This window comes from Nocardia sp. NPDC127579 (genome assembly GCF_042672005.1).
Taxonomy (GTDB): domain Bacteria; phylum Actinomycetota; class Actinomycetes; order Mycobacteriales; family Mycobacteriaceae; genus Nocardia.
The window spans coordinates 54021-75840 of sequence record NZ_JBHXVZ010000011.1 but is presented as its reverse complement, the minus strand read 5'-3'; the positions used below and the strand labels follow the sequence as shown (position 1 = coordinate 75840).

Below are 21820 nucleotides of genomic sequence, written 5' to 3'. Positions count from 1 at the left end.
AGAAAACATAGTGAGCTCGGAAAACCAAGGCATCTCGGTAGCCGTCGACCAGAACGAGTATCTGGCCGAGGGCGCGGACACCGTGAACGCGATCGTCTCCGTCGAAGCGGGCACCGACTTCGTCGCCGCCGGACCTGCCCCGGACCGGGTCGAGATCCTGATCATCGACTGTTCCGGGTCGATGGCCACCGGCCGCAAATTCCAGGGCGCGCGCGAGGCCACCGTGGCCGCGCTGGACGTGCTGCCCGAAGGCACCCGGTTCGCCATCATCGAGGGAACAGCCAAGGCACGCTTGATCTTTCCCAAGGACGAGCCCTCGCTGCCGGCCACCCGCGCGAATGTCGCCGCGGCGCGCCGCCAGCTCGACAAGCTCCGCCCCTCCGGTGGCACCGCCATGGGCACCTGGCTGGGTCTGGCCCGCCAGCTGGCCAAGAAGCACGAGGGTGCGATGGTGCACGCCATCCTGCTCACCGACGGCAAGAACGAGCACGAGGAAGAGGAAACGCTCAGAGCCGAGATCAAGCTGTCCGAAGGCCTTTTCACCTGCGACTGCCGGGGAGTCGGCGCAGATTACGAGGTCAAGGAGATGCGGATGATCTCCGACGCGCTGCACGGCGGCACCGACGTGGTCGAGCACGGCGAACAGCTGGCCGCGGACTTCCAGGAGATGATGGTCAGCTCGGCCGCCAAGGCGATTCCCGAACTGACGCTGCGGGTCTGGACACCGGCGGGGGCGACGGTGAACTACGTCAAACAGGTGGCGCCGACCGTGCTGGACCTGAAAGGCGTTCCGTCGCAGAGTAGTCCGCAGGTGCAGGATTTCCCGCTCGGTTCCTGGGGCGCGGAGGAACGCGAATACCACCTCCAGGTACGGGTCGAACCGGCCGCGCCGGGGCGCGAGAAGGCAGCCGCCCGGGTGACGGTGTTGGCCGGCGACGCCGAGGTCGGCAAGGGGCTGGTGCGCGCGGTGTGGACCGAGGACACCGAGCTGTCGGCCCGCATCAGCGACCGGGTGGCCAAATACACCGATCAGGCCGAGCTGGCCCAGGTGGTGCAGGAGGGCCTGGACGCACGCAAGCAGGGCGATGTGGACACCGCCACGGCGAAGCTGCGGCGCGCGGTCGAGCTGGCCACCCAGGCGGGTAACGCCGAGACCGCCAAACTGCTGCGCAATGTGGTCGAGGTGGACGAGCGCGACGGCACGGTCCGATTGCGGGCCAAGGTCGAGGCGTTCGACGAGAAAGCGCTCGAGGCCCGCTCGGTCAAGACCGTCCGGATCCCGCCGAAGAAGTCCTGATGGTCACCTGTCCCGACGGTCACGCCTCGGAATCGACCGACTACTGCGACGAATGCGGCACACAGATCGGAGTGCCGACCGCCGCCGCCACTGCGGCGGCCACCGTCTGCCCGGTGTGTGACACGCCGAGCAGTGGCAGCCGGTTCTGTGAGGAATGCGGGCACGACATCGTGCTCGGCGCACCGGCCAGGCAGCCGGACGCGCCGACCGCGGTGGTCGATCCGGCGCCGCCGCCGGAGCCGATGGTCGCGGCGACCTGGATCGCGACCATCAGCGCCGACCGCGCCCTCTACGAGCGGGTGCAGGCACGCAACGGGCCCGACGCCGACCGGATGGCGTTTCCCGGCTACTTCCCGGAACGCCGAATCGTGTTGCGCGGCAGCGACATCCTGATCGGCAAGCACAGCATCTCGCAGGGCGTGAATCCCGATATCGATCTGGGTATCCCGCCGGTCGACGCGGGGGTGTCTCGGGTGCATGCCCGGTTGCATCTGGGCCCGGACAGCGCGACCGTCACCGATCTGGGGTCCACCAACGGCACCAGCCTCAACGATTCCGAAGACGATATTCCGCGCGAGGTGGCGGTGCCGGTGCGCCCGGGTGATCGGATCCACGTCGGCGCGTGGACCACGATCACCCTGTCGCGGCTGTGAGGTCAGGCGGTGCGGGTGCGGGCGGTGAGATCGTCGAGCAGGATCATGAGCTCACCGGTCTGCTTGGTCACCGCCATCAGCCGGACCTTCAGGCCGAGCAGATTGGCGCCGTCGACCGGTGTGTCGAGCTGATGCCCGACGTGCTGCCATTCAGCGCTCGCGGTGACCTTGCCGACCAGTACGTCGCGGGTGGAGCCGTCGGATCCGCCGAGGCTGGCGAAGATCCGGATCGAGGCGTGTGGTGAACGCACCCACAGATTGAGCGCCTCCAACTGTCCGGGCACCGCGAAGGATTCGCTCGATTTGGTCACCAGGTCGACCTCGAGGTCGTCGGCGGCCGACTTGATCAGCAGCACCAGTGCGCGATGGTCGGCGCCCGCTCGCCCGTCGGCGTAGGCCCGAAGTTCCTTACCGGGGGCGCCTTCGGCGAACGTGGTGAGATGGCTGCGTCCCGCCCCCGGCCCCGCCACATCCCAATTCTCTTTGTTCTCGAAGTCGTCCAGGAGCACCTCGACCGAGGTATCCGACATCTCCGCTGTCCCTTCGTTCGCTCATCGACCGGACGCCCTCCGGCCCCCCGTCACCCTACAATTCCACACCCCCGCCCGGGTGGCGGCGCGGCCCTATCCAGCGCCGGCCCCCCGCCGGCTCAGGGCTGAACGCGGCCCACAGCGGAAAGCCCTTCGGTCGCAGGGCCTTCCAGCACACTGCCGTCCGTCCATCCACAATGGCCTCATGCTCGGGACATATCCGACTGCGGATACCGAAACTCGAAGGGGAATATGGCCGATCGTGATTGAGGCCGGAATCGGCGGGTAGACGACCACTGTCCACCTGATAACCGATTTTCGGAGGTAGATGTCGTGACCGAGCGCAAGAGTGGACCCCGCGAAGGTGTCGAAGGTGTCGTCGAGGACGTGAAGGGCAAGGCCAAGGAGGCCGCCGGGACCGTCTTCGGGCGTGAGGATCTTCGTGACGAGGGCCGAGCCCAGCAGGACAAGGCCGAATCCCAGCGCGAAGCCGCGAAGAAGGAGGCAGCGGCCGAACGAGAACGTGCGGAAGCAGCGGTCGACGAGCAGCGTGAGCGCGCATATCAGCGCGGTCAGCGCTAGCCGACCACGCGACCGAACGGGCCGCCCGGATCAGTTCCGGGCGGCCCACCGCTCGTCTCAGTGCCCGCGATCGTCGCCGGCGAGGGTGTCCTGCTGTCGAATCCGCTTGTGCTCGGCCAGAATCAGGAACGCGCCGACGCCCAGGCAGAGCACGGTCGCGATGGCGCCGATCACCGCCCAGCCCTCGAATCCGTATCCGGCCGCGGTCACGGTCAGCGCGAGGCCGACGATCCCGAGCATGCCCAGCACGATGCCGGGCCAGTTGCGGGAATCCTCGATGGTCTCGCCCGCGTGGCTGCGGGTGGTGCGATGGTGATCGGGAAAGCCTTGTTCGTCGGCCATTCGAACTCCTCTCGTGGTGCTACCGGCTGACCAGTCGCTCCGGCGCGGGCCGCAGCTCATAGACCGCGTAGGCCGCCCGGATGACCGGCTCGGCCACATTGCGCACGCGGATTCCGCCCGGTGTGGTGCCGCGTTCGGTGCCCGCGTGCGCGTGCCCGTGCAGCGCCAGGTCGACTCCGAACTCGTCGATCGGCTCACCCAGCAGATACGAGCCGAGGAAGGGGTAGATCTCCGGCGGCTCGCCGTGCAGGGTATCGCTGACGGGGGAGTAGTGGGTGAGCACTACCCGGACGTCGGTGTGCAGCTCGGCCAGCGTGCCGCGCAGTGATTCGGCGACTTCGACAGTGTGCCCGGCGAATTCGCGCATCAAACGCTCCCCGAACACGCTCGCGCATTTACCCGCGAAGCCGCCGCCGAATCCTTTGCACCCGGCGATGCCGAGGGTGCGGCCGTCGATCGAGAGCGTTGTCGAACTGCCCTCCAGGACGGTGATCCCGTACTCGCCGAGCAGCGCGGCGATCCGGTCCTGCTGATCGCTGTGATGGTCGTGATTGCCGAGCACGGCGATCACCGGCACGCCCAGATCGGTGAATTCCTCGGCGACGACCCGGGCCTCGTCCAAGGTGCCGTGCCGGGTCAGGTCCCCGGCGAGCAGCAGCGCGTCCGCGCGTTCGGGAAGCTCGCGCAGCGCCGGACGCAGCTGTCCCGCCGACTCCGCGCCCAGGTGCACATCACCGACGGCGGCGATTCGCATGGGGCTCAACTCCTTTCGGGCGCGGACAGGTCCTCGCTGCCCTCCGGCGGGTACGGCGGGGTGACATGTACGTCGTTGTGCACGCGTGCCGCGGGCAGCTGTTCGCGGACCACGGTTTCCATGGCCTGTTTGCGTTCCTCGCTGCTCACCTCGCCGTCGAGCACCACCACGTCGCCGCGGATGGTGACGTGAACGCCGAGTTCGCTGGTGCGCGGATCCTCGGCGAGTGCGCGGCGCAGGTGCGCGACGAGATACTGGGGTGTCTGCATCTATTCGGCTCCCTCGATGTCGGTGCCTGCGTTGCTGATTCCGGTGTCGGCGATGTCGAGGTCGGCGAGCAGGCCGAGGAACGCCCGAGCGTAGGGCGACTGCTCGGTCCGTGTGCGCACGACGGCCCAATCCACCTGTTCGCGCAGGTCGCGAGCGATGTGCAGCAGCGGGCTGAGGTCGAGCCGGTGCGCGTCGAAGACCAGCAGTTTGTCGATCATCAAATCGGTGCCGCTGACCACCGGGGCCAGGGTCGGGCCGATCCGCAGCGGTTGCGCGCGGTCCAGCAACTCGTCGGTGACCTCACGGTTGTTGGGCCGGAAGATCACGTCGATCAGGGTGTCGCCGTCATAGACCTTGCTCAGCCAGTCCTCGGCCGGATCACCGACGCGCAGGCCCACGTCCGCGAGCGCGGACACCGCCGCCTCGGTGTCCGAGGGTTTGACGAAGATGTCCACATCGTGCTGGCTGATCGGCCCGCCGCGGGCATATACCGCGCACCCGCCCGCCACGGCGAACCGGATGCCGGTGCCCGACAGCGCGCTGACCGTGCGGGTCAGCGCGTGCAGCAACTCCTCGGTGGTCGGAACCATATCGGCGTGGTACCCGGCATCACGCCGGTTAATCGACCCCGCACCGGGTATGTCGGCGGTGTAGTGGCAATCCGAGTGGACGAGTACGCCGAGTGGACGAGAACGTGATGGACACGGGGCCGGTTCGGCGCGGTCGCTCGGAGACCGGGACCGAGCGATTGGACCGGAACTGGGCGAGTCTCATCCAGGAATTGCGCGTGGTGCAAACCGGTATCCAGTTCCTGATCGGCGCGCTGCTGATCCTGCCCTTCCAAGCCGGATTCGCCCAGCTGTCGACCACGCAGCGCGTGCTCTACCTGCTCACCGTCTCCGCGGCGGTGGGCGCGACGGTCTTCCTGGTCGCGCCGGTGTCCTGGCATCGGATCCTGTTCCGCCGCCACCGGCTGGGCAGTGTGGTCGCGGCCGCGCACCGCTGTGCGCTGGCCGGAGTGGCGCTGCTGGGTGTCGCGTTGACCGGCGCCGTGCTGCTGGTCTTCGAGGTCGTGGTCCGCAGGTCGTGGGTGGGTGTGCTGGCCGCGGTGGCGGTGGCCGCGCTGTTCGTCTTCGCGTGGCTGATCCTGCCGTGGCGCTGGCGCCGTCGTTCCGAGCCGAAACCGCCGCCGGATGCCTAGCGTGCGCCCGCGGCGATCGGCGCGGCAGCCAGCGACCCGCCCTGTGTCGCGATCGCGTGCTCGTAGGCGCGCAGGGTCGCGGCGGCGACCCGATCCCAGGTGAAGGTGTCGAGGACGCGCTGTCGTCCGGCCGCACCCCAGCGCGCCCGCAATTGCGCGTCGTCGAGCAGCATCCGCACGGCCCGCGCCAGCGTGGCCGGTTCCGGGGGCGCGACCAGTCGTCCGGTCACCCCGTCGACCACGGTGTCGAGCATGCCGCCGACCGCCGTGGCCACCACCGGCCGGCCGCAGGCCATGGCCTCCAGCGGCACCAGTCCGAACGGCTCGTACCAGGGCGTGCACAGCACCACGTCGGACGCGCGGTACAGCGGCGGCATGGCGGTGTGCGCGATCGGGCCCAGCAGCCGAAGTCGTTCGGTCACACCGTAATCGGTGGCGAGCCGGCGCAGCCGCCGGGTCTCGCCGTCGTCGAGTTCGTCGCCGACGGCGCCACCGGCGATCAGCAGTTCGGTGCCGGGCAACTCGGCCAGCGTGCGCACCGCGAGGTCGAAACCCTTGCGGCGCACCAGTCTTCCCACCGTCAGTACGCGCTGGGGGCGACCGCGATCGCCCGGGCCCTCGGGGGTGAACAGCGCCGGGTCGACGCCGCCGGGCACCACCGCGATCCGGAACCGCGGAATCCCCATCCGCGACAACTCGTTGACCTCGTCGGTACAGGTGGCCAGCACCTGCGCGGCGCGGGTCGCGATGAGCCGCTCGAAGCGGATGCGTGGTCGCGGGCTGGGATCGGCCAGGCCGTGGAAGCGCCGCTTCACTGTTCCGAGCCCGTGGAAGGACACCACCACGGGCAACTCGTGCGAACGCGCGGCCAGCTCGGCCGCCAGGCCCGACATCCAGAAGTGCGCGTGCACCACGTCCGGCCGGCGCAGCGACCAGTGCCGTCGCAGGAACGTCCCGAACTCGCCGAGGAAGGGCAGAACCTGGTCGCGGGGCAGCGGACGCGGTGGACCGGCGGGCACATGCACCACCCGATATCCCTCCCGGGCGGGGACCTCCGTACGTGTGTGCGGGTCCTGGCGGCGGGTATAGACGGTCACATGGTGTCCAGCGCGGGTCAGCGCCGCCGCCACCGCCGCGACCGCGACGGTGCGTCCGCTGGCCGGTTCGCCGCCGAGTTCGGTGAGCGGAGAAGCACATTCGGCAACCATGGCGATCTTCACGGCGGACTCCTATCCCACGACATCCGTCTGTGGCAGATATGCCCGCCCGGTACGCGGGCAAACCCGAGGGCCGGAGTGTGATCACCGCGGGTGAGGGTAGCCCGAGCAGTGGGGAGAGAGGAGAACTCCAGTGAGCGCACAATCGGACAGTGGCGACCGGGAGGCGGACGCCAAACAACGACAACTGGCCGGGGACCGGATCGACCGCGGTAGCGGTCGCCTCACCACCCAGCAGGGGGTGCGCGTCGACAGCACCGACGACGCCCTGGCGGCGGGCGAGCGCGGTCCCAGCCTCATGCAGGACTTCCACGCGCGCGAGAAGATCACGCATTTCGATCACGAACGCATCCCGGAGCGGGTGGTGCACGCGCGCGGCGCGGGCGCCTACGGCTACTTCGAGCCCTATGACGATTCGCTCGCCGCGGTGACCTCGGCGACGTTTCTCACCGACCCCGGCGTGCGTACCCCGGTGTTCGTGCGTTTCTCCACGGTCGCCGGTTCGCGCGGTTCGGCCGACACCGTGCGCGACGTGCGTGGATTCGCCACGAAATTCTATACGGCACAGGGCAATTACGATCTGGTCGGGAACAACTTCCCGGTCTTCTTCATCCAGGACGGCATCAAGTTCCCCGATTTCGTGCACGCGGTGAAACCCGAGCCGCACAACGAGATACCGCAGGCCGCCTCGGCGCACGACACCCTCTGGGATTTCGTGTCGTTGCAACCGGAGACCCTGCATGCCGTGCTGTGGCTGATGTCGGATCGGGCCCTGCCGCGCAGCTACCGCATGATGCAGGGCTTCGGCGTGCACACCTTCCGCCTGGTCGATGCGGAGGGCCGCGCCACCTTCGTCAAATTCCACTGGACGCCGATACTGGGCACCCACTCGCTGGTGTGGGACGAATGCCAGCAGATCGCGGGCCGCGATCCGGATTTCAACCGGCGCGATCTGTGGGATGCCATCGAGGCGGGCAGGTATCCGCAGTGGGAGCTGGGTGTCCAATTGATCGCGCCCGAGCGGGAGTTCGACTTCGATTTCGATCTGCTGGACGCGACGAAACTGGTTCCCGAAGAACAGGTTCCGGTGCAGCCGGTGGGCCGGATGGTGCTCGACCGCAATCCCGAGAACTTCTTCGCCGAGACCGAGCAGGTGGCTTTCCACACCGCGAATCTGGTGCCGGGGATCGACTTCACCGACGACCCGCTGCTGCAACTGCGCAACTTCTCCTATCTCGACACCCAGCTGTTGCGTTTGGGCGGACCGAATTTCGCGCAGCTGCCGATCAATCGGCCGGTCGCCGAGGTGCGCAATCATCAGCAGGACGGGTTCGGCCAGCACGCCATCCCGCGAGGAGAGGCCGCCTATACGAAAAACTCGATCGGTGGCGGCTGCCCGGTCCTCTCCGGCGACAGCGGCTTCCGGCACTACCCGGAAACGGTCGCGGGCCCGGCGATTCGGCAGCGCGCCGCGAGTTTCCAGGAGTACTACCGGCAGCCGCGGATGTTCTGGCGTTCGATGACGCCGCCGGAGGCCGAGCACATCGTCGAGGCGTTCGCCTTCGAACTGGGCAAGGTGACGCGGGACGAGATCGTCCTTCGCACGCTCGAGCAGCTGGCGCGCGTGGATCACGATCTGGCGGTACGTGTTTCGGGTCGGCTGGGGGTGCCTGTGCCCGCTGCGGACGGCACGATCGACGAGGTGGCCCTCTCACCCGCGCTGTCGCAGCTGCGGACGCGCACCGACAGCGTCGACACCCGCAAGATCGCCATCCTGGTCGCCGACGGCGTCGACGCCGCCGGGGTGCTCGACCTCACGGCCGCCTTGACCGAGCGGGGCGCGCTCGTCGAGGTGATCGGCCCGCACGGTGGCGCTGTGCGCGCCGAGGACGGCGCGGACGGCCGGCTGGAGGTGGATCGCGCGCTGGCCACCGTGGCCTCGGTGCTCTACGACGCAGTGGTGGTCGCGGGCGGGTCGAGTTCCGCGGAAACCCTGGCGCGCAACGGATCCGCGGTGCACTTCGTGCTGGAGGCGTTCAAGCACGGCAAGCCGATCGGCGCGTTCGGGTCCGGCGCGGTGGTGCTGCGCGTGGCCGGGATCGTCACCGACATCGCGCCGAGCGAGGACATCGGCGCCGACCACGGGGTGGTGACCACCGACGCCGAGCCGCGCAAGGAGTTCGTCACGGCGTTCGCGAATGCTGTGGCGGCACACCGTAATTGGCAGCGGTCGACCGCGTCGGTACCGGCTTGACCGACCGGTGACGGTGTACAGAACCGAACTGGCGTGCCAGACTGGGGAGCGGTTGAGACAACAGCCGACCCTGGTTCCCCCGGCGGCCGTCTCCCCGCGAAACGGCCGCGGACCGGAGATCCCCCCGAAGTGTGGGAGGTTTGTCATGCCAACGGATGCGGTCGCACTGCACCCACCCGTCGATACGCCCGAATCCGCCCGATACAGCGGTACGACCCAGCGGATATCCACCGGCCACCTATCCACTCAGCATGTGCGGCACCGAAGGCACTGTGTGGTCCTGCGTGTGGCGGGCGAACTCGACGCCGCCGGCTATCCGGCCTTCCGAGCCGGCCTGGACAACGCGATCGATGCCGGCGCGCCGGCGGTGGTGGTCGATCTGCGCGCGGCCCGGTTCGTCAGCCTGCGGGCGGCCGCCGGGCTCGGCGCCGCCCGCCAGCGCGCCGCCTGCTCCGGTGTCGACATTCGGCTGGTGACCGATCGCCGCGATATCGAGCGGGCCCTGGAGGTCACCGGGGTCCGGCCGATGTTCGCTTCCTATCCCTCGATGCGCGCAGCCCTGGACGCCTAGTCCAGCGCGCCCGAACTGCCCGATCCGCTCGCCTGCGCGTCGTATGCCACGCATACTTGCGCTGTGGTGGAGAGCGGATCGGGTTTTCGGGCGGCATCGGCTGATGCGGTGGCACTGACGCGTGTGATCGGAGTGGGACAACCGCAGCATGTCGGCCATTTCCGGTACTGGTTCGCCGACCGGCGCTGGGAATGGTCGGACGAGGTCGCGGTCATGCACGGATACCAGCCGGGCTCGGTGGTCCCGACCACCGAGCTGCTCCTGGCCCACAAACACCCCGAGGACCGCGAGCGGGTGGCCAGCGCGCTGGCCAAGACCGTCGAGCACGGCGACCCGTTCTCCAGCCGGCACCGCGTGATCGACACCGCGGGAAATGTGCGCCACGTGATCGTCGTCGCCGATCGGATGAGCGATGACGACGGCGCGGTCGTCGGCACCACCGGGTACTACATCGATGTCACCGACACGCTGGCGGAGAACCGTCAGGAGATCCTGGACGACACCCTGCCGGAGCTGTACGCGGCCCGCGCGGTCATCGAGCAGGCCAAAGGCGCGCTGATGCTGATCTACGGTATCGGCCCCGAGCAGGCTTTCCAGGTACTGAGCTGGCGCTCGCAGGAGACGAACGTCAAGCTGCGCGCGCTCGCGGCCCAACTGGTGGCGGATCTGCCCGCGATGGTGCATCCCGCGGTGCGGTTGCGCACCGAATTCGATCATCTGTTGCTCACCGCGCACGAACGTATCCCCGCCGAGGACTGACCCGCGCCGGGTTTGCTCGCAGCCGCATCGGGTAAGCGCCCGATGAGACGATGCGCGCGACAAGGTGGTGATGGGCAATGGGGGAGTGGACCCCTCGATCCTCGATCCGGACCACGACGATCGGGATACGGATACCCGCCCGGCTCGACCAGCTCACCATGTTGCGGGCCTTGGCCGAAACCCTCTCGCTCATAGCTGATTTCGCGCTCGACGAGGTCACCGACATCCGGCTCGCGCTGGATGAGGTGGCGACCTCGCTGATCATGATCGCGGTGCCGGGTTCCATCCTGGACTGCGAGTACACCTACGACGACCGGCGGATGAGCGTGCGCGTCCGCTCGATCGCGAGTACGGACGCCATGGTGGATCAGGCCGGGTTCGGGTGGCATGTGGTGCGGACGCTGACCGTGTCGTTGGCGGCCGTGCAGGCTCCGCTCGATCCGGTGGCGGGCGGGTATCCGACGACAGTGGATTTCAGCTGGGTGCGCGGGGTGGCCGATGGCGGGTGAGTCGCGATCCCCGGGCGACAGCTATGACGATATCGAGCCGCTCTTCGAGAAGGTCGCCGCGCTGGCGCCCGCTGATCCGCGCCGCGAGTGGCTGCGGGAACAGCTGATCGAGCGGTGCCTGCCCTTGGCCGAGCACATCGCGCGCCGATTCTCCGGTCGCGGCGAGGTATTCGACGATCTGCTCCAGGTGGCGCGGCTGGGGATGGTGCAGGCCGTCGACCGCTTCGATGTCGAGCGCGGGTCCTCGTTCCTGGCCTTCGCGGTGCCCACGATCATGGGCGAGGTGCGGCGGCATTTCCGCGACAACACCTGGGCGGTGCGAGTTCCCCGGCGGGTCAAGGAGATTCAGCTCGCGCTCGGCCCGGCGGTGGAGCGGATGTCGCAGCGGCTGGGCCGGATGCCGCGCGCCCGCGAGCTCGCGGCCGAACTCGACGTGGACCTGGTGGAGGTCACCCAGGCGCTGATCGCGGGCAATGCCTATCACTCCCAGTCCATCGACGCGGTGACCGGCGACGATCCCGACAACGCGCCACTGCCCCTGCTGGAGAGTCTCGGTGCGGACGAGCCCTCCTACCATCTGGTCGAGGACAATATGGCCGTGAAACCGCTGATCGAGGAGCTGCCCGAGCGGGAGCGCCGGGTGCTGATCATGCGGTTCTTCGAGAACAAGACCCAGTCCCAGATCGCCGAGGTGCTCGGTGTGTCGCAGATGCATGTCTCCCGGATCCTGTCCAAAACTCTGTCCGGGCTGCGGGAACAGGCGTTGCGAGACTGAGCCGGGCCGCCCGGTTTGCCGCGTTGTTCCATCGGGTACCTGATAGAGGACCGGACCACCGATCAGGGCGTTGAAGGAGGGGTCGTCATGGACCGCCAGCGACGGCCAGTCGCCCGGAATCCGCACTCCGGACCGGGTGATTCGCGGCCGCTGAAATCCGCACAGCAGATCAATTCCACCGAACCGCCGGATCGCACCCGCGTCACCCGCGATCACGAGGTCATCCGGCGCTGGGCCGAGCAGCGCGGTGCGCGCCCGGCCACCACCCCGTTCAGCGAGACCAACGGCCGACTGGGAAACCTGCGCTTCGATTTTCCCGGCTACGGCGGCGCGATCCTGCAACCCGTGGAATGGGAGCGCTGGTTCGACACCTTCGATGCGCGCCATTTCCGATTCCTCTATCAGGAGCGCCGGCCCGACGGCAGCCGCAGCAATTTCAACCGCCTGGAACTACCGCGCGACGAGCTGTGATCGGCGATTCGGGCGACATGTCCCGGTTGCCCGAATTGTGTCGAACCTCACCGCCAACTTGCTTTTCGCCCGGGTGGTGACGAAGGGTTGACGGTAGCCAGCAACTAACCCTCCCCCTCAGCAGGGGTTTACCGAACTGCGGGTTCGGGTACCCCAGGGGTTGGCAAGTTGCCCGAAGGCGGAATGTCGCGTCGGTCTGGGGATGCGAATTTCCGCACCGCGCGAGGTCTCGCTCTGGCAAGGGATGAGGACCTTTGAGCACCAACCTGATGATCGTTGACGAGGACGAGAAAGTCAGGGGCGAACTGCGCCTGGCGATGGAGGACGAAGGCTACGACGTTGCCGAGGCGCAAGAGGCCGAGGACGCGCTGTCCTATCTGCGCAGCAAGGGCGCTCCGGATGTGATGATCGTCGAGTTGATGCTCGGCGATATGGACGGATTCGACTGTATTCGCGAGATCCGCCGCGAGCACGACGTGCCGATCATCGTGATCAGCTCCCGCGACGACACCCATGACGTGGTGGCCGCGCTGGAGGCCGGTGCCGACGACTTCGTCACCAAACCCTTCGAGATCAAGGAGATCTCGGCCCGCATGCGCGCGCTGCGCCGCCGGGCTCGGCTGACCGCCGAGCGGGATGTGCCCAAAGAGATCGTGCTCGACGCGGACCCCGAGGCGCCGCTGGTGCTGACCCCCGATTCCGGCGCGATCCGGCGTGGGGACGAGGAGATCCATCTCACCATCACCGAGTTCCGGTTGCTGTGCGAGCTGGCCGAGACGCCCGGGCGGGTGCTCTCTCGCGCGCTGTTGCTCGAACGTGTCTGGGACGACGGCTTTTTCGGCGACGAACGCATCGTCGACGTCCATATCCGCCGGCTTCGCACCAAGATCGAACGCGACCCCTCCGACGCCCGCATCGTCGTGACCGTGCGCGGTCTCGGCTATCGCGTCGATCTGCAACAGCCGTAATTCGCATTCAGCGGATTATTTTGCGGGAGAGCTTATTTCGGCATGCCCCGACCAGGCGTTGTGATCTCTTCGTAATACAACCGCAAAGAGTTCGACACGATCACCGCAAAGTTCAGTCGTAAGGCTGTGTAAGTACTGCACGACCCGAAGAGGGAGATGTATGTCCACACCAACCTTGCCCACGATCGACGACGGCACGATCGCCGAAATCGACCGGCTCGCCGCACCGGTGCTGCGCGCTCCGCGCCTCGGTGACGCCGCGCAGATCTGGCGGATCGCCAAGGATTCGCAAGTGCTCGACACCAATTCGAGCTACGCCTATCTGCTGTGGTGTCGCGATTTCACCGGCACCTCGGTGGTCGCCGAAGTCGACGGCCGCGTCGTGGGATTCGTCATCGGATATCTGCGGCCGGAGGCGCCGGACACGGTGTTCGTGTGGCAGGTCGCCGTCGAGCAGGCCCAGCAGGGCCTCGGCACGGGTACCGCGTTGATCCAGCATCTGCTCGATACCGTTGCCCCGCATGGGGTTTCGGTGCTGGAAACCACCATCGCGCCGGACAATCCCGGTTCCATCGCGATGTTCGGCTCGGTGGCGCGCCGACGCGGCGCGCAGATCAGCAAGCACCCGATGTTCGATCCGGAGTTGTTCCCGGACAGCCACGAAGCCGAAGACCTTTACCACATCGCCCCGATAAGCCTGGAGGCCAGTAAGTGATTTCCGTCGAAACCACCGTGTTCGAAGAACTGGAATCGAATGTCCGCGGCTACTGCCGCTCCTGGCCGACCGTGTTCACCACGGCCAAGGGCAGCTGGCTACGCGACGAGGACGGCAAGGAGTTCCTCGACTTCTTCGCCGGCGCCGGCGCGCTGAACTACGGGCACAACAACGACGTGCTCAAACAGCCCCTGCTGGACTACATCGCCGGTGACGGCATCACCCACGGCCTGGACATGTCCACCGGCGCCAAACGGCAGCTGCTCGAGACCCTGCGCGACACGATCCTGACCCCGCGCGGCCTGGACTACAAGGTCCAGTTCCCCGGCCCCACCGGCGCCAACGCCGTCGAGGCGGCGCTGAAGCTGGCGCGCAAGATCACCGGTCGCGAGACCGTGCTCAGCTTCACCAACGCCTTCCACGGCATGACGCTGGGTGCGCTGTCGGTCACCGGCAACGCGGCCAAGCGCGCCGGTGCGGGTGTGCCGCTGGTGCACGCCGCGCACATGCCCTACGACGGCTACTTCGACAACACCACCCAGGACTTCCAGTGGATGGAACGGGTACTCGACGACACCTCCTCGGGCTTCGACCGCCCCGCCGCGGTCATCGTGGAGACCGTGCAGGGTGAGGGCGGCGTGAACGTCGCGCGCCCGGAGTGGCTGCGGCACCTGGCCGGGTTGTGCGCGGCCCGCGAGATCCTGCTCATCGTCGACGACGTGCAGATGGGCTGCGGCCGTACCGGCCCGTTCTTCTCCTTCGAGGTCGCGGGTATCACCCCCGATATCGTCACGCTGTCCAAGTCGATCGGCGGTTACGGCCTGCCGATGGCGCTGGTGCTGTTCAAGCCGGAACTGGACGTGTGGTCGCCGGGTGAGCACAACGGCACCTTCCGCGGCAACAACCCGGCCTTCGTCACCGCCGAGGCCGCGCTGACCCACTACTGGGCCGACGACACCCTGCAACAGGCCACCGAGGCCAAGGGCGGGCGGATCGGCCAGGCGCTTGGGCAGGTTGCCGACTACTTCCCGGGCCTGTCGGTCCGCGGGCGCGGCCTGGTGCAGGGCGTGGCCTTCGACGACCCGTCGCAGGCGGGCAAGGTCACCCAGGTGGCCTTCGAACGCGGGCTGCTGGTGGAGACCTCCGGCTCCAGCGACGAGGTCGTGAAGCTGTTGCCGCCGTTGACGATCACCGACGAGGAACTCGACCTCGGCCTGCACCTGCTCACCGGCGCGATCGACACGGTATGCACCGGCTGGCAGCGAAAGGCGGTGGCTCAGTGACGGAACGCAGCGGAGTCACCATGTGCGCGGCATCGCCGGTTACTGCGGAGCCGAGCGTCAGCGAGGTGCAGCAGTGATCGTCAGGTCCACCGCGGAGATCACCGGCACCGATCGCGATGTCGCCGACGAGGGCTGGCGCAGCAAGCGCATCGTCCTCGGCGGTGACGGTGTCGGGTTCTCCTTCCACGAAACCACCATCGAGGCGAATACGACGCACGTCTTCCACTACCAGAATCACGTGGAGGCAGTGTGGTTGATCGAAGGTGAGGGCACACTCACCGACCTCGACAACAATGTGACCTATCCGCTCGGGCCGGGCTCGATGTATCTGCTCGACGGCCACGAGAAACACCGCCTGGTGACCCGGACCCGCATGCGGATGATGTGCGTGTTCAATCCACCGGTCACGGGGCAGGAGGTCCACGACGAGAACGGCGTCTACCCACTGGTGGCCGTCGCCGGGAACTGAGGGAGAGATAGCCAATGGTGTTGCAGCACCCCGTCGATTCGAGCCTGCTGGACCGCTACCCCACCCGCACGGGTGCGCGGCTACAGCATCTGGAGCGCGCCGATCCCACGGTGTGGGGTGAGATCGGCACGGCGGCGCTGTCGGGATTCGAAACCGACGGCTATGCCGTGCTCGAGGATCTGCTCGATCCGGGCGAGGTGGCCGAGTTCAGCGCCGAGATCGCCCGGCTGGCCACCGATCCCGCGCTCGCCGAGGACGATCGGGTGATCCGGGAGCGGTCGTCGACTCTTCGGGGATGGAAGGAAGCGAAGCCGACGGCGCGGGCGAGTACCGTGCGGTCGGTCTTCGAGGTGCACAAGCTCAGCGCCGCGGTCGCGGATCTGGTGCGCCAGACCCGGATCAGCGGACCGGCCCGCGAGGTGCTCGGCTCGGAGGTCTACCTGCACCAGACCCGGATCAACTACATGCCCGGTTTCCGCGGCACCGGCTTCTACTGGCACTCCGATTTCGAGACCTGGCACGCCGAGGACGGAATGCCCGCACCACGCGCGGTGAGCCTGTCGATCGCGCTGACCGACAACTACCCCTACAACGGCAGCCTGATGGTGATGCCCGGCTCGCACCGCACCTTCGTGCCGTGCCAGGGCAGCACTCCGGCCGAGCACTACCGGGAATCGTTGCAGGAGCAGGAAATCGGCGTACCGACGCCGGCGGACATCACGACGCTGGCCGACCGGTACGGTATCGCGCAGTTCACCGGCCGGGCCGGATCGGCGCTGCTGTTCGACTCCAACATCATGCACGGCTCGTCGAACAACATCACCCCGTTCCCGCGCTCGAACATCTTCCTGGTGTTCAACAGCGTGGACAACGCGCTGGGGGAGCCGTTCGCCGCACCGGGCCGGCGGCCGGAGTACATCGCCGCGCGCGACTTCACGCCGATCCGTTAGAGACTCCGCCCACCCGCGCGCGCCTCGGCTGTCGGGGCGAGAGGTGCGCGCGGGCGGCGGGCCCGTCACGCGTAGATGTCGAGCGTGACGGTCAAAGTCGCCAGCCGGGTGTCCAGTTGCAGGTCGCTGACCCGATGCTGGAGTTCGGCGCGCACGGCGGGTGTGAGCAACGCCCACACCTCGCCGAGCAGCGACTGGGTGTCGGCATCGGATTCGGCCAGGACCCGCAGCAGCGCCGGCCAGATCCGCGCTTCGCTGGCCGCGCCCGGCACCGCCAGCAGCGTAGGATCGGTCAGATCCGTGATCATCGCGGCGATCCGGCGCTGGACCTCGAAATCGGCGCGCTCGATCCAGCACAGCAACCCACGCCACAACGCGGGCTCGTCGGCGCCCTCCAACGCCGCCACCACCGTCGACATCCGGGCGTCGTCGCCGAGGATGGGGTTGGCGGCCAGACTGTCCAGCGCCGAGGGGCGCAGGCTGCCGGCGAAACGCAGCAGCTCCGGTATCGCGCCGTAATCCACGGCGGTACAGAGCAATTCGGTGACCTCGGTGGTCGATCCGAACTCGAACATCAGCTCGCCGACCGCGCCCACCACATCGCTGTCGCACCGGGCGAACACCGACAGCGCCGCCAGCCGCAGCTCCGCCGACCCGGCCAGCACCGTCGCCACCATCCGCGGAATCCGATGCGATCGCCCGTGCAGGAGCTGACGCATGACATCGCTGAGGTTCTCACCCGAGTACGCGTAGGCCGCCGAACGGATCAGGCCTTCGTCGTCGGGAACATCCGCCTCCACGGCGCGGATCAGCGCCGTCGTGGCATAGGCGAGAAAGGGTCCGGCCGTCACATAGTCGCCGCGGCGCAGCATCTCGTTCACGATCCGCACCAGCGGTTCCGGCGGGGCGATGTCCGCGAGCTGCCCGACCGTGTGCGGGTCCAGGTAGGGGGCGCAATCGGCGGCGTAGCCGGGCTCGAGCATCCACACCGCGTCGGCGGCCTTCTTCGGATACTTCACACCCACCGCGCCCGCGGCGCGCCCGGTCATCATGGGCGGAACCAGCCGCTGTACCAAGGGAATCGAGATATTCAGCGGAATCACCGGCACCAGCTTGCTGATCCGCTCGAAGGTCGCGGCGTGCTGGGCGAAGATCACCGCCGCCATCCGCTGCTGCAATTCGTGCAATCCCGCGGCGCCGATCCGTTCCAGATGCGTCAGGCGCTCCACGGGCACGTGCAGGGTACGGGCGAGCAGCACCAGCTGGGCCCTGGTGACCAGATCCGTCATCGGCCGAGCCGATTGCCGAACATGATCTTCTTCGCGGGCCGGCGCAGCGGCCACGGCAGCGTGCCGACCACACTGTCGACGGACTCGCCGAGCATGTCCGATTCGATGCGCCGCGCGGTGCGGAAGGTCATCAGTAATTCCCGTATCTCGGCGTCGGAGAGCAGGTCGAGGGCCTCGATCGGGCCACCCAGCTCGCGTTCGAGTTCGGCTCTGGCGGTCATAATTCTCCCCTGCGCGCGTTGACATCTCGATCATATTCCGCGGATTCACTCAGAAAGCTGGGATGTTCACAAAGCGGACCCATCCGTCTCATCCGCCGAACCGAATCACCCTGGTGCTCGGGACCTGCCCGAGCCGAGCTCACGCTCGAAGATCAACGGTTCGGAAAGGCACTCCATGAAATTCCGTGCACTCGGTGCGGTCGTCGCGGTCGCCGGTCTGCTCGTCGCCATGGCCGGAACCGCCCTCGCCGACCACGAGCTGGTCGTCGTGGCGGGCAAGGCCGGCGAAGCGCCGTCGGCCATCTGCACCACCGCGGGTATGAAGCAGGCCGCCATCGACGCGCAGCACACCACCGAGGCGGTCGCGCTGCTCACCGAGGCGAAGGTCGACAGCGCCTACGTCGGCTCGGTCAACGATCTCGAGGTCGGCATGGTGCTGCGGGCCGACGGCATGGTCGCCCCCTTCGTCCCGCAGGTGAACGATGCGAAGCACGCGCTGTGCGGCAAACCCGATGTCGCGCCCGCCAAGACCGAGAACTGACCGCGCCCTAGCGAACGACGATGCGTTGCAGCGCGTTCAGGTCCTGCTCCAGCATGCGGAACAGCCAGTAGACAGCGAGAAAGGCCAGCGCGCTGCCCACGCACAACACCCGGATCGCCACGATCACCCCGCCCATGTCGTCGATCGGAATGAAGGTGGCCCCGGCGACGCCGAGCAGCGGGACGGCCGCAGCGACTGCCAGAAAGTAGGTGCTGCGGCGATCCAGCTGTGCCAGGCGGCGGGCGTCCGTGCCGCCGATGCCGCCGTGCGGCAGGAACATCGGATACAGGCAGCGCACCGCGTAGAAGGTGACCAGGAAGTACGGGTAGGCCATGGCGATGGCGCCGCAGACGATCTGGGTGATGAAGAAGTGCAGATAGTCCGCGGCGCCGAGCTGATTGCCGGACAGGCGCACGCTCAACGGCACCACGACGCCCGCCAGCGCCCACAGCGCGAAACAGGTGAGGACATTGCGGGTGCCGAGGCGGAGTGTGTCGGCCCGCACCCGGGCCAGGGTGGGTGCGTCGTACACCGTGCCGCGGCGTAACCCGCGCGCGGTCGACCACAGCCGGGCGAGCAACAGATTGGTGACGAGGAAACCGACCAGGAAACACAGACCGTAGGTGGTCAGCGCGATCTGATCGAACCGGTGCTGGGCCTGCGCGTCGAACTTGGCGACGATCAGCGTCCGATTGTGGTGGTAGCTGTACCAGATCGCCAGCGCGTTCGGAATCGCGATGGCGCAGGCCATGATCGGATGCATGAACATGCGGGCGCGGCGGCGCGCGCTGTGCGGCGGCGGGTCGACCAGATCGCGGGCGCGGGCATCCAGGGACACCTCCAGCTGCTGCGCCAGCTCCGCGCCGTTCGCCCAGCGCCGATCGGGATCCGGCTCCAAGGCTCGGGCCAGCGCGCGGCGCAGCGCCGCCGGACAGTCCTCGGGCAGGGCCTGGTACGGCAGCGCCGCCGGGCTCGCCGCGCGGCGGCGCAGCATGCCGTCCAGCGTGGTGCGGTCACCGCCGGTGACGCCGTCGTCGGCGAACGGCTTCGCGCCGGTGAGCAGTTCCCACAGCATGACCGCGAGCGCGAACAGGTCACTGCGAATATCGAGGTCGGCGGCGGTGGTCGGCTGGTCGGGGTGCACGGCCGAGAGTTGCTCCGGCGACATGTAGGCCAGCGAGCCGCCGAAATACGCGACCGGGCTGTCTCCGGACACGGTGCCGCTGAAACTGATGTTGAAATCGGCCAGCTTCGGCAGACCCTCGGCGGTCAGCAACACGTTCGCGGGTTTGATATCGCGGTGCAGCACGCCGCGGTGATCGGCGTAATCGAGCGCTTCGGCCAGCCGGCGACCCAGCCACGCCACGGTTTCCGGCCACGACAGCCCGGCCAGTTCGGTGCGAGTCGGCGACTCGGCCGGTCGGATCTCACCCCGGTCCGCCAATACGCCATCGATGACCTCGAGCAGGAGCGCACCCGAACGCCGCTCCGGCGGTGTGGCGCGGACCCGTTCCAGAACCGTGAACACTGTGCCGCCGGGCACGTACTGCATGTACAGCAGCCGTAGCCCACGTTCCTCGAGCACACGCTGGTCGAAGACTCGCACGATGTAGTCGTGATCCAGTTGAGCCAGTGTCTGCGGTTCGGCACTGTGGTCCTGGGAGATCTTCACCGCCACCAGCCGCTGCATGGAGCGCTGGCGGGCCAGGAACACCCGCGCGAACGCCCCGCGGCCCAGACCGGTCATCAAATCGAAGTCGTCGACGCGCTGGCCCGGCTCGATGTCGTCCAGGCGGGCGGGCTCGGCGGCCGCCGACAGCAGCGTGCTGTGATAGTCGTCGGTGGCCAGCAGCTGCGAAAGCTGTTCGGCCTGAGCCGGATACGTGGCCGTGTACTCGGCCACGTCCGGTCGCGCGCCCGCTTGCCTGCGGACGTGGAACTCCTCGTAGATGAGATCCGGGGGCAGCGGCCAGCTACCCAGTTCGGGGAGCTCCTCGACATAGTCGGCCAGGCGCTTGGGCTCGTGTCCCCGCGCCCACCGATTGGCCAGATCCACCTTGACCAGCTCGATCAACGACACCCGCCGGATCGCGGGCGAGTCCGGTAGGAACTCCGGAAGCCGCGGCGGTTCCCGCTCGACCTCCCAGGCCTGCGCGAACCGCCGCACCACCTCACCCACCCCGCTGCCGGGCGAGCGGCCCGCGACCGCTGCCCCCGGACCCGCCGGATGTGCCATTTCCGCATCGTAACCCCGCCCGCCGACAGCGCGTGCCCATCCGCGAAGCCGGTGCGGTTTCCGGCCGCCGCCGACTTACTGCGGCGGGTGGTACTGCGGCGCGACCGGCTGGCCGGGGACTTGATGCCCGAGCGGCTGCGCCCACTGACCGGGTTGCGCGGCCGGCGGCTGACCCCAGGCGTTCTGGCCGAACCGACTCGGTGGCGTAGCGTTCTGGCCGGTCTTGGTGGCGGCGAGGATCGCGGTGATCATGGCCGCGAGTGCGATGAGCATATCGATCGCGGTGGTGATGAAGATCGCGGAGACGACCCCGAACCAATACGGGCCGACAACCGCCTCGCTGAGGGTGGAGGCGAACAGCATGCCCGCCGCGGCCGCTCCCAAGGCCGGCCGAGTCGCCGTGCGGGAACCGATCAGCAGCAGAATCGCCGCGACCAGGCCGGTCAGCGAGATGACGACGAGGGGAATCTCGACCCAGATGTCCCCGCCGTAGGAGGTCCAGCCTCGGCCCCAGATGAACCGGCTGGCAATACTGATCACCGTGCCGAGCAGCAGCAATCCGCCCGCCACGCGCCCGAGTCCCGCACCGGGCGGGCTGGGCTGCGGCCGGTAGCCGGGCCCGTAGGCTCCCGGATAACCGGGAGTACTCGGCGTGGGCTGCCCCATGTGTGGATATTGGGCGCCCGGAATCGCGCCGCCGGGATACGGGTGCTGGGGCTGCTGCCCCGGAACCGGCTGCCCAGCGGCGTAATTCGGGTCGTAGACGGCTGTCTGCGGCGCGCCTGCCTGCGGAATCGGTTGTCCCGCCGCCGGATACGGGCTGGGCGGTACCTGCCCTGCCGGCTCGGGCCCCGGCGCGTCCTGCGGCTGCGGTTGACTCGGGTTCGTCACGAACGATTCCTCCCCGGGCGAGACCCCCATGGCCTACCCACTACTCGGTCCGCCAGCAACCCTAAGTCAAAT

General features: G+C 68.1%; 26 protein-coding genes. 16 read left to right on the top strand and 10 right to left on the bottom strand.

The window, feature by feature from the left end; genetic code table 11:
- The first annotated feature begins 10 nt into the window (after window positions 1-10).
- Window positions 11-1297, top strand: coding sequence for a VWA domain-containing protein (locus ACFVMC_RS30035; protein ID WP_379215847.1), 1287 nt, complete (start codon window positions 11-13; stop codon window positions 1295-1297).
- A complete protein-coding gene (locus ACFVMC_RS30030; RefSeq protein WP_379215845.1) occupies window positions 1297-1950 on the top strand; it encodes an FHA domain-containing protein in 654 nt (217 codons plus the stop codon). The genes ACFVMC_RS30035 and ACFVMC_RS30030 overlap by 1 nt, the downstream gene beginning before the upstream one ends.
- A gap of 2 nt (window positions 1951-1952) precedes the next feature.
- On the opposite strand, the gene ACFVMC_RS30025 is transcribed toward ACFVMC_RS30030, so the two are convergent.
- The gene (locus tag ACFVMC_RS30025) at window positions 1953-2480 is read right to left on the bottom strand and encodes a hypothetical protein (RefSeq protein ID WP_379215843.1); all 528 of its coding nucleotides are present in this window, start codon (window positions 2478-2480) and stop codon (window positions 1953-1955) included.
- 333 nt (window positions 2481-2813) lie between these two features.
- Here ACFVMC_RS30025 and ACFVMC_RS30020 point away from each other — a divergent pair, with 333 nt between their 5' ends.
- Window positions 2814-3062 (top strand): CsbD family protein, encoded by a 249-nt coding sequence (locus tag ACFVMC_RS30020; protein ID WP_379215841.1) that lies wholly within the window; start codon window positions 2814-2816, stop codon window positions 3060-3062.
- 57 nt (window positions 3063-3119) lie between these two features.
- On the opposite strand, the gene ACFVMC_RS30015 is transcribed toward ACFVMC_RS30020, so the two are convergent.
- The 4 genes from ACFVMC_RS30015 to ACFVMC_RS30000 are packed head-to-tail and all read right to left on the bottom strand — an operon-like array spanning window position 3120 to window position 5018.
- Window positions 3120-3404 carry a hypothetical protein gene (locus ACFVMC_RS30015; protein WP_379215839.1) on the bottom strand — a complete coding sequence of 95 codons (285 nt, stop codon included), beginning with the start codon at window positions 3402-3404 and terminating at the stop codon, window positions 3120-3122.
- A gap of 19 nt (window positions 3405-3423) precedes the next feature.
- On the bottom strand, window positions 3424-4158 hold the full coding sequence (locus ACFVMC_RS30010; RefSeq protein ID WP_379215837.1) for a metallophosphoesterase: 735 nt from the start codon (window positions 4156-4158) through the stop codon (window positions 3424-3426).
- Window positions 4159-4163: 5 nt separating this feature from the next.
- The gene (locus ACFVMC_RS30005) at window positions 4164-4427 is read right to left on the bottom strand and encodes a BON domain-containing protein (RefSeq protein ID WP_379215835.1); all 264 of its coding nucleotides are present in this window, start codon (window positions 4425-4427) and stop codon (window positions 4164-4166) included.
- Window positions 4428-5018: a nucleotidyltransferase family protein gene (locus ACFVMC_RS30000; protein ID WP_379215833.1), complete on the bottom strand. Its 591-nt coding sequence runs from the start codon at window positions 5016-5018 to the stop codon at window positions 4428-4430.
- A gap of 107 nt (window positions 5019-5125) precedes the next feature.
- Between ACFVMC_RS30000 and ACFVMC_RS29995 the strand changes: the two genes are divergently transcribed.
- Entirely contained in the window at window positions 5126-5629 is a 504-nt protein-coding gene (locus tag ACFVMC_RS29995) for a DUF6328 family protein (RefSeq protein ID WP_379216086.1), read from the top strand.
- Here the strand turns inward: ACFVMC_RS29995 and ACFVMC_RS29990 are convergent.
- A complete protein-coding gene (locus tag ACFVMC_RS29990; protein ID WP_379215831.1) occupies window positions 5626-6849 on the bottom strand; it encodes a glycosyltransferase in 1224 nt (407 codons plus the stop codon). The genes ACFVMC_RS29995 and ACFVMC_RS29990 overlap by 4 nt on opposite strands.
- 130 nt (window positions 6850-6979) lie before the next feature.
- Here ACFVMC_RS29990 and ACFVMC_RS29985 point away from each other — a divergent pair, with 130 nt between their 5' ends.
- From ACFVMC_RS29985 to thpD, 11 genes are all read left to right on the top strand, one after another.
- Window positions 6980-9100, top strand: coding sequence for a catalase (locus ACFVMC_RS29985; protein WP_379215829.1), 2121 nt, complete (start codon window positions 6980-6982; stop codon window positions 9098-9100).
- Between the two features lie 145 nt (window positions 9101-9245).
- Entirely contained in the window at window positions 9246-9671 is a 426-nt protein-coding gene (locus tag ACFVMC_RS29980; RefSeq protein WP_379215827.1) for an STAS domain-containing protein, read from the top strand.
- A 108-nt stretch (window positions 9672-9779) separates the two neighbouring features.
- Window positions 9780-10430 carry a PAS and ANTAR domain-containing protein gene (locus tag ACFVMC_RS29975; RefSeq protein ID WP_379215825.1) on the top strand — a complete coding sequence of 217 codons (651 nt, stop codon included), beginning with the start codon at window positions 9780-9782 and terminating at the stop codon, window positions 10428-10430.
- A gap of 77 nt (window positions 10431-10507) precedes the next feature.
- The gene (locus ACFVMC_RS29970; RefSeq protein WP_379215824.1) at window positions 10508-10939 is read left to right on the top strand and encodes an anti-sigma factor; all 432 of its coding nucleotides are present in this window, start codon (window positions 10508-10510) and stop codon (window positions 10937-10939) included.
- Window positions 10929-11714 (top strand): RNA polymerase sigma factor SigF, encoded by a 786-nt coding sequence (locus ACFVMC_RS29965; protein ID WP_379215822.1) that lies wholly within the window; start codon window positions 10929-10931, stop codon window positions 11712-11714. Before ACFVMC_RS29970 ends, ACFVMC_RS29965 begins: the two co-directional genes overlap by 11 nt.
- An 87-nt stretch (window positions 11715-11801) precedes the next feature.
- Complete coding sequence (locus ACFVMC_RS29960; protein ID WP_379215820.1) at window positions 11802-12185, top strand: hypothetical protein; 384 nt, start codon at window positions 11802-11804, stop codon at window positions 12183-12185.
- 254 nt (window positions 12186-12439) lie between these two features.
- A complete protein-coding gene (locus tag ACFVMC_RS29955; protein WP_379215818.1) occupies window positions 12440-13153 on the top strand; it encodes a response regulator transcription factor in 714 nt (237 codons plus the stop codon).
- 160 nt (window positions 13154-13313) lie between these two features.
- Window positions 13314-13868 carry a diaminobutyrate acetyltransferase gene (gene ectA / locus ACFVMC_RS29950; protein ID WP_379215816.1) on the top strand — a complete coding sequence of 185 codons (555 nt, stop codon included), beginning with the start codon at window positions 13314-13316 and terminating at the stop codon, window positions 13866-13868.
- Window positions 13865-15151, top strand: coding sequence for a diaminobutyrate--2-oxoglutarate transaminase (ectB, locus tag ACFVMC_RS29945; RefSeq protein WP_379215814.1), 1287 nt, complete (start codon window positions 13865-13867; stop codon window positions 15149-15151). Before ectA ends, ectB begins: the two co-directional genes overlap by 4 nt.
- 73 nt (window positions 15152-15224) lie before the next feature.
- Window positions 15225-15620: an ectoine synthase gene (locus ACFVMC_RS29940; protein WP_379215812.1), complete on the top strand. Its 396-nt coding sequence runs from the start codon at window positions 15225-15227 to the stop codon at window positions 15618-15620.
- A gap of 14 nt (window positions 15621-15634) precedes the next feature.
- Window positions 15635-16570: an ectoine hydroxylase gene (gene thpD, locus ACFVMC_RS29935; RefSeq protein ID WP_379215810.1), complete on the top strand. Its 936-nt coding sequence runs from the start codon at window positions 15635-15637 to the stop codon at window positions 16568-16570.
- Between the two features lie 65 nt (window positions 16571-16635).
- Here the strand turns inward: thpD and ACFVMC_RS29930 are convergent, their stop codons facing one another.
- On the bottom strand, window positions 16636-17859 hold the full coding sequence (locus ACFVMC_RS29930) for a hypothetical protein (protein ID WP_379215809.1): 1224 nt from the start codon (window positions 17857-17859) through the stop codon (window positions 16636-16638).
- The gene (locus ACFVMC_RS29925; protein ID WP_379215807.1) at window positions 17856-18080 is read right to left on the bottom strand and encodes a hypothetical protein; all 225 of its coding nucleotides are present in this window, start codon (window positions 18078-18080) and stop codon (window positions 17856-17858) included. Before ACFVMC_RS29925 ends, ACFVMC_RS29930 begins: the two co-directional genes overlap by 4 nt.
- Window positions 18081-18255: 175 nt before the next feature.
- On the opposite strand from ACFVMC_RS29925, the gene ACFVMC_RS29920 reads away from it, so the two are divergent.
- Complete coding sequence (locus ACFVMC_RS29920; RefSeq protein WP_379215806.1) at window positions 18256-18621, top strand: hypothetical protein; 366 nt, start codon at window positions 18256-18258, stop codon at window positions 18619-18621.
- Window positions 18622-18628: 7 nt separating this feature from the next.
- Here ACFVMC_RS29920 and ACFVMC_RS29915 read toward each other — a convergent pair whose 3' ends face one another.
- Entirely contained in the window at window positions 18629-20857 is a 2229-nt protein-coding gene (locus tag ACFVMC_RS29915; RefSeq protein WP_379215804.1) for a protein kinase, read from the bottom strand.
- A gap of 75 nt (window positions 20858-20932) precedes the next feature.
- Complete coding sequence (locus ACFVMC_RS29910; RefSeq protein ID WP_379215802.1) at window positions 20933-21748, bottom strand: hypothetical protein; 816 nt, start codon at window positions 21746-21748, stop codon at window positions 20933-20935.
- Window positions 21749-21820: the final 72 nt, after the last annotated feature.

What these genes read in the sequence shown, in the direction of transcription:
- ACFVMC_RS30030 (WP_379215845.1), top strand. Translation starts at nt 1,297, where the DNA reads ATGGTCACCTGTCCCGACGGTCACGCCTCGGAATCGACCGACTACTGC.
- ACFVMC_RS30025 (WP_379215843.1), bottom strand. Translation starts at nt 2,480, where the DNA reads ATGTCGGATACCTCGGTCGAGGTGCTCCTGGACGACTTCGAGAACAAA.
- ACFVMC_RS30015 (WP_379215839.1), bottom strand. Translation starts at nt 3,404, where the DNA reads ATGGCCGACGAACAAGGCTTTCCCGATCACCATCGCACCACCCGCAGC.
- ACFVMC_RS30010 (WP_379215837.1), bottom strand. Translation starts at nt 4,158, where the DNA reads ATGCGAATCGCCGCCGTCGGTGATGTGCACCTGGGCGCGGAGTCGGCG.
- ACFVMC_RS30005 (WP_379215835.1), bottom strand. Translation starts at nt 4,427, where the DNA reads ATGCAGACACCCCAGTATCTCGTCGCGCACCTGCGCCGCGCACTCGCC.
- ACFVMC_RS30000 (WP_379215833.1), bottom strand. Translation starts at nt 5,018, where the DNA reads ATGGTTCCGACCACCGAGGAGTTGCTGCACGCGCTGACCCGCACGGTC.
- ACFVMC_RS29995 (WP_379216086.1), top strand. Translation starts at nt 5,126, where the DNA reads ATGGACACGGGGCCGGTTCGGCGCGGTCGCTCGGAGACCGGGACCGAG.
- ACFVMC_RS29980 (WP_379215827.1), top strand. Translation starts at nt 9,246, where the DNA reads ATGCCAACGGATGCGGTCGCACTGCACCCACCCGTCGATACGCCCGAA.
- ACFVMC_RS29970 (WP_379215824.1), top strand. Translation starts at nt 10,508, where the DNA reads ATGGGGGAGTGGACCCCTCGATCCTCGATCCGGACCACGACGATCGGG.
- ACFVMC_RS29965 (WP_379215822.1), top strand. Translation starts at nt 10,929, where the DNA reads ATGGCGGGTGAGTCGCGATCCCCGGGCGACAGCTATGACGATATCGAG.
- ACFVMC_RS29960 (WP_379215820.1), top strand. Translation starts at nt 11,802, where the DNA reads ATGGACCGCCAGCGACGGCCAGTCGCCCGGAATCCGCACTCCGGACCG.
- ectA (WP_379215816.1), top strand. Translation starts at nt 13,314, where the DNA reads ATGTCCACACCAACCTTGCCCACGATCGACGACGGCACGATCGCCGAA.
- thpD (WP_379215810.1), top strand. Translation starts at nt 15,635, where the DNA reads ATGGTGTTGCAGCACCCCGTCGATTCGAGCCTGCTGGACCGCTACCCC.
- ACFVMC_RS29930 (WP_379215809.1), bottom strand. Translation starts at nt 17,859, where the DNA reads ATGACGGATCTGGTCACCAGGGCCCAGCTGGTGCTGCTCGCCCGTACC.
- ACFVMC_RS29925 (WP_379215807.1), bottom strand. Translation starts at nt 18,080, where the DNA reads ATGACCGCCAGAGCCGAACTCGAACGCGAGCTGGGTGGCCCGATCGAG.
- ACFVMC_RS29920 (WP_379215806.1), top strand. Translation starts at nt 18,256, where the DNA reads ATGAAATTCCGTGCACTCGGTGCGGTCGTCGCGGTCGCCGGTCTGCTC.
- ACFVMC_RS29915 (WP_379215804.1), bottom strand. Translation starts at nt 20,857, where the DNA reads ATGGCACATCCGGCGGGTCCGGGGGCAGCGGTCGCGGGCCGCTCGCCC.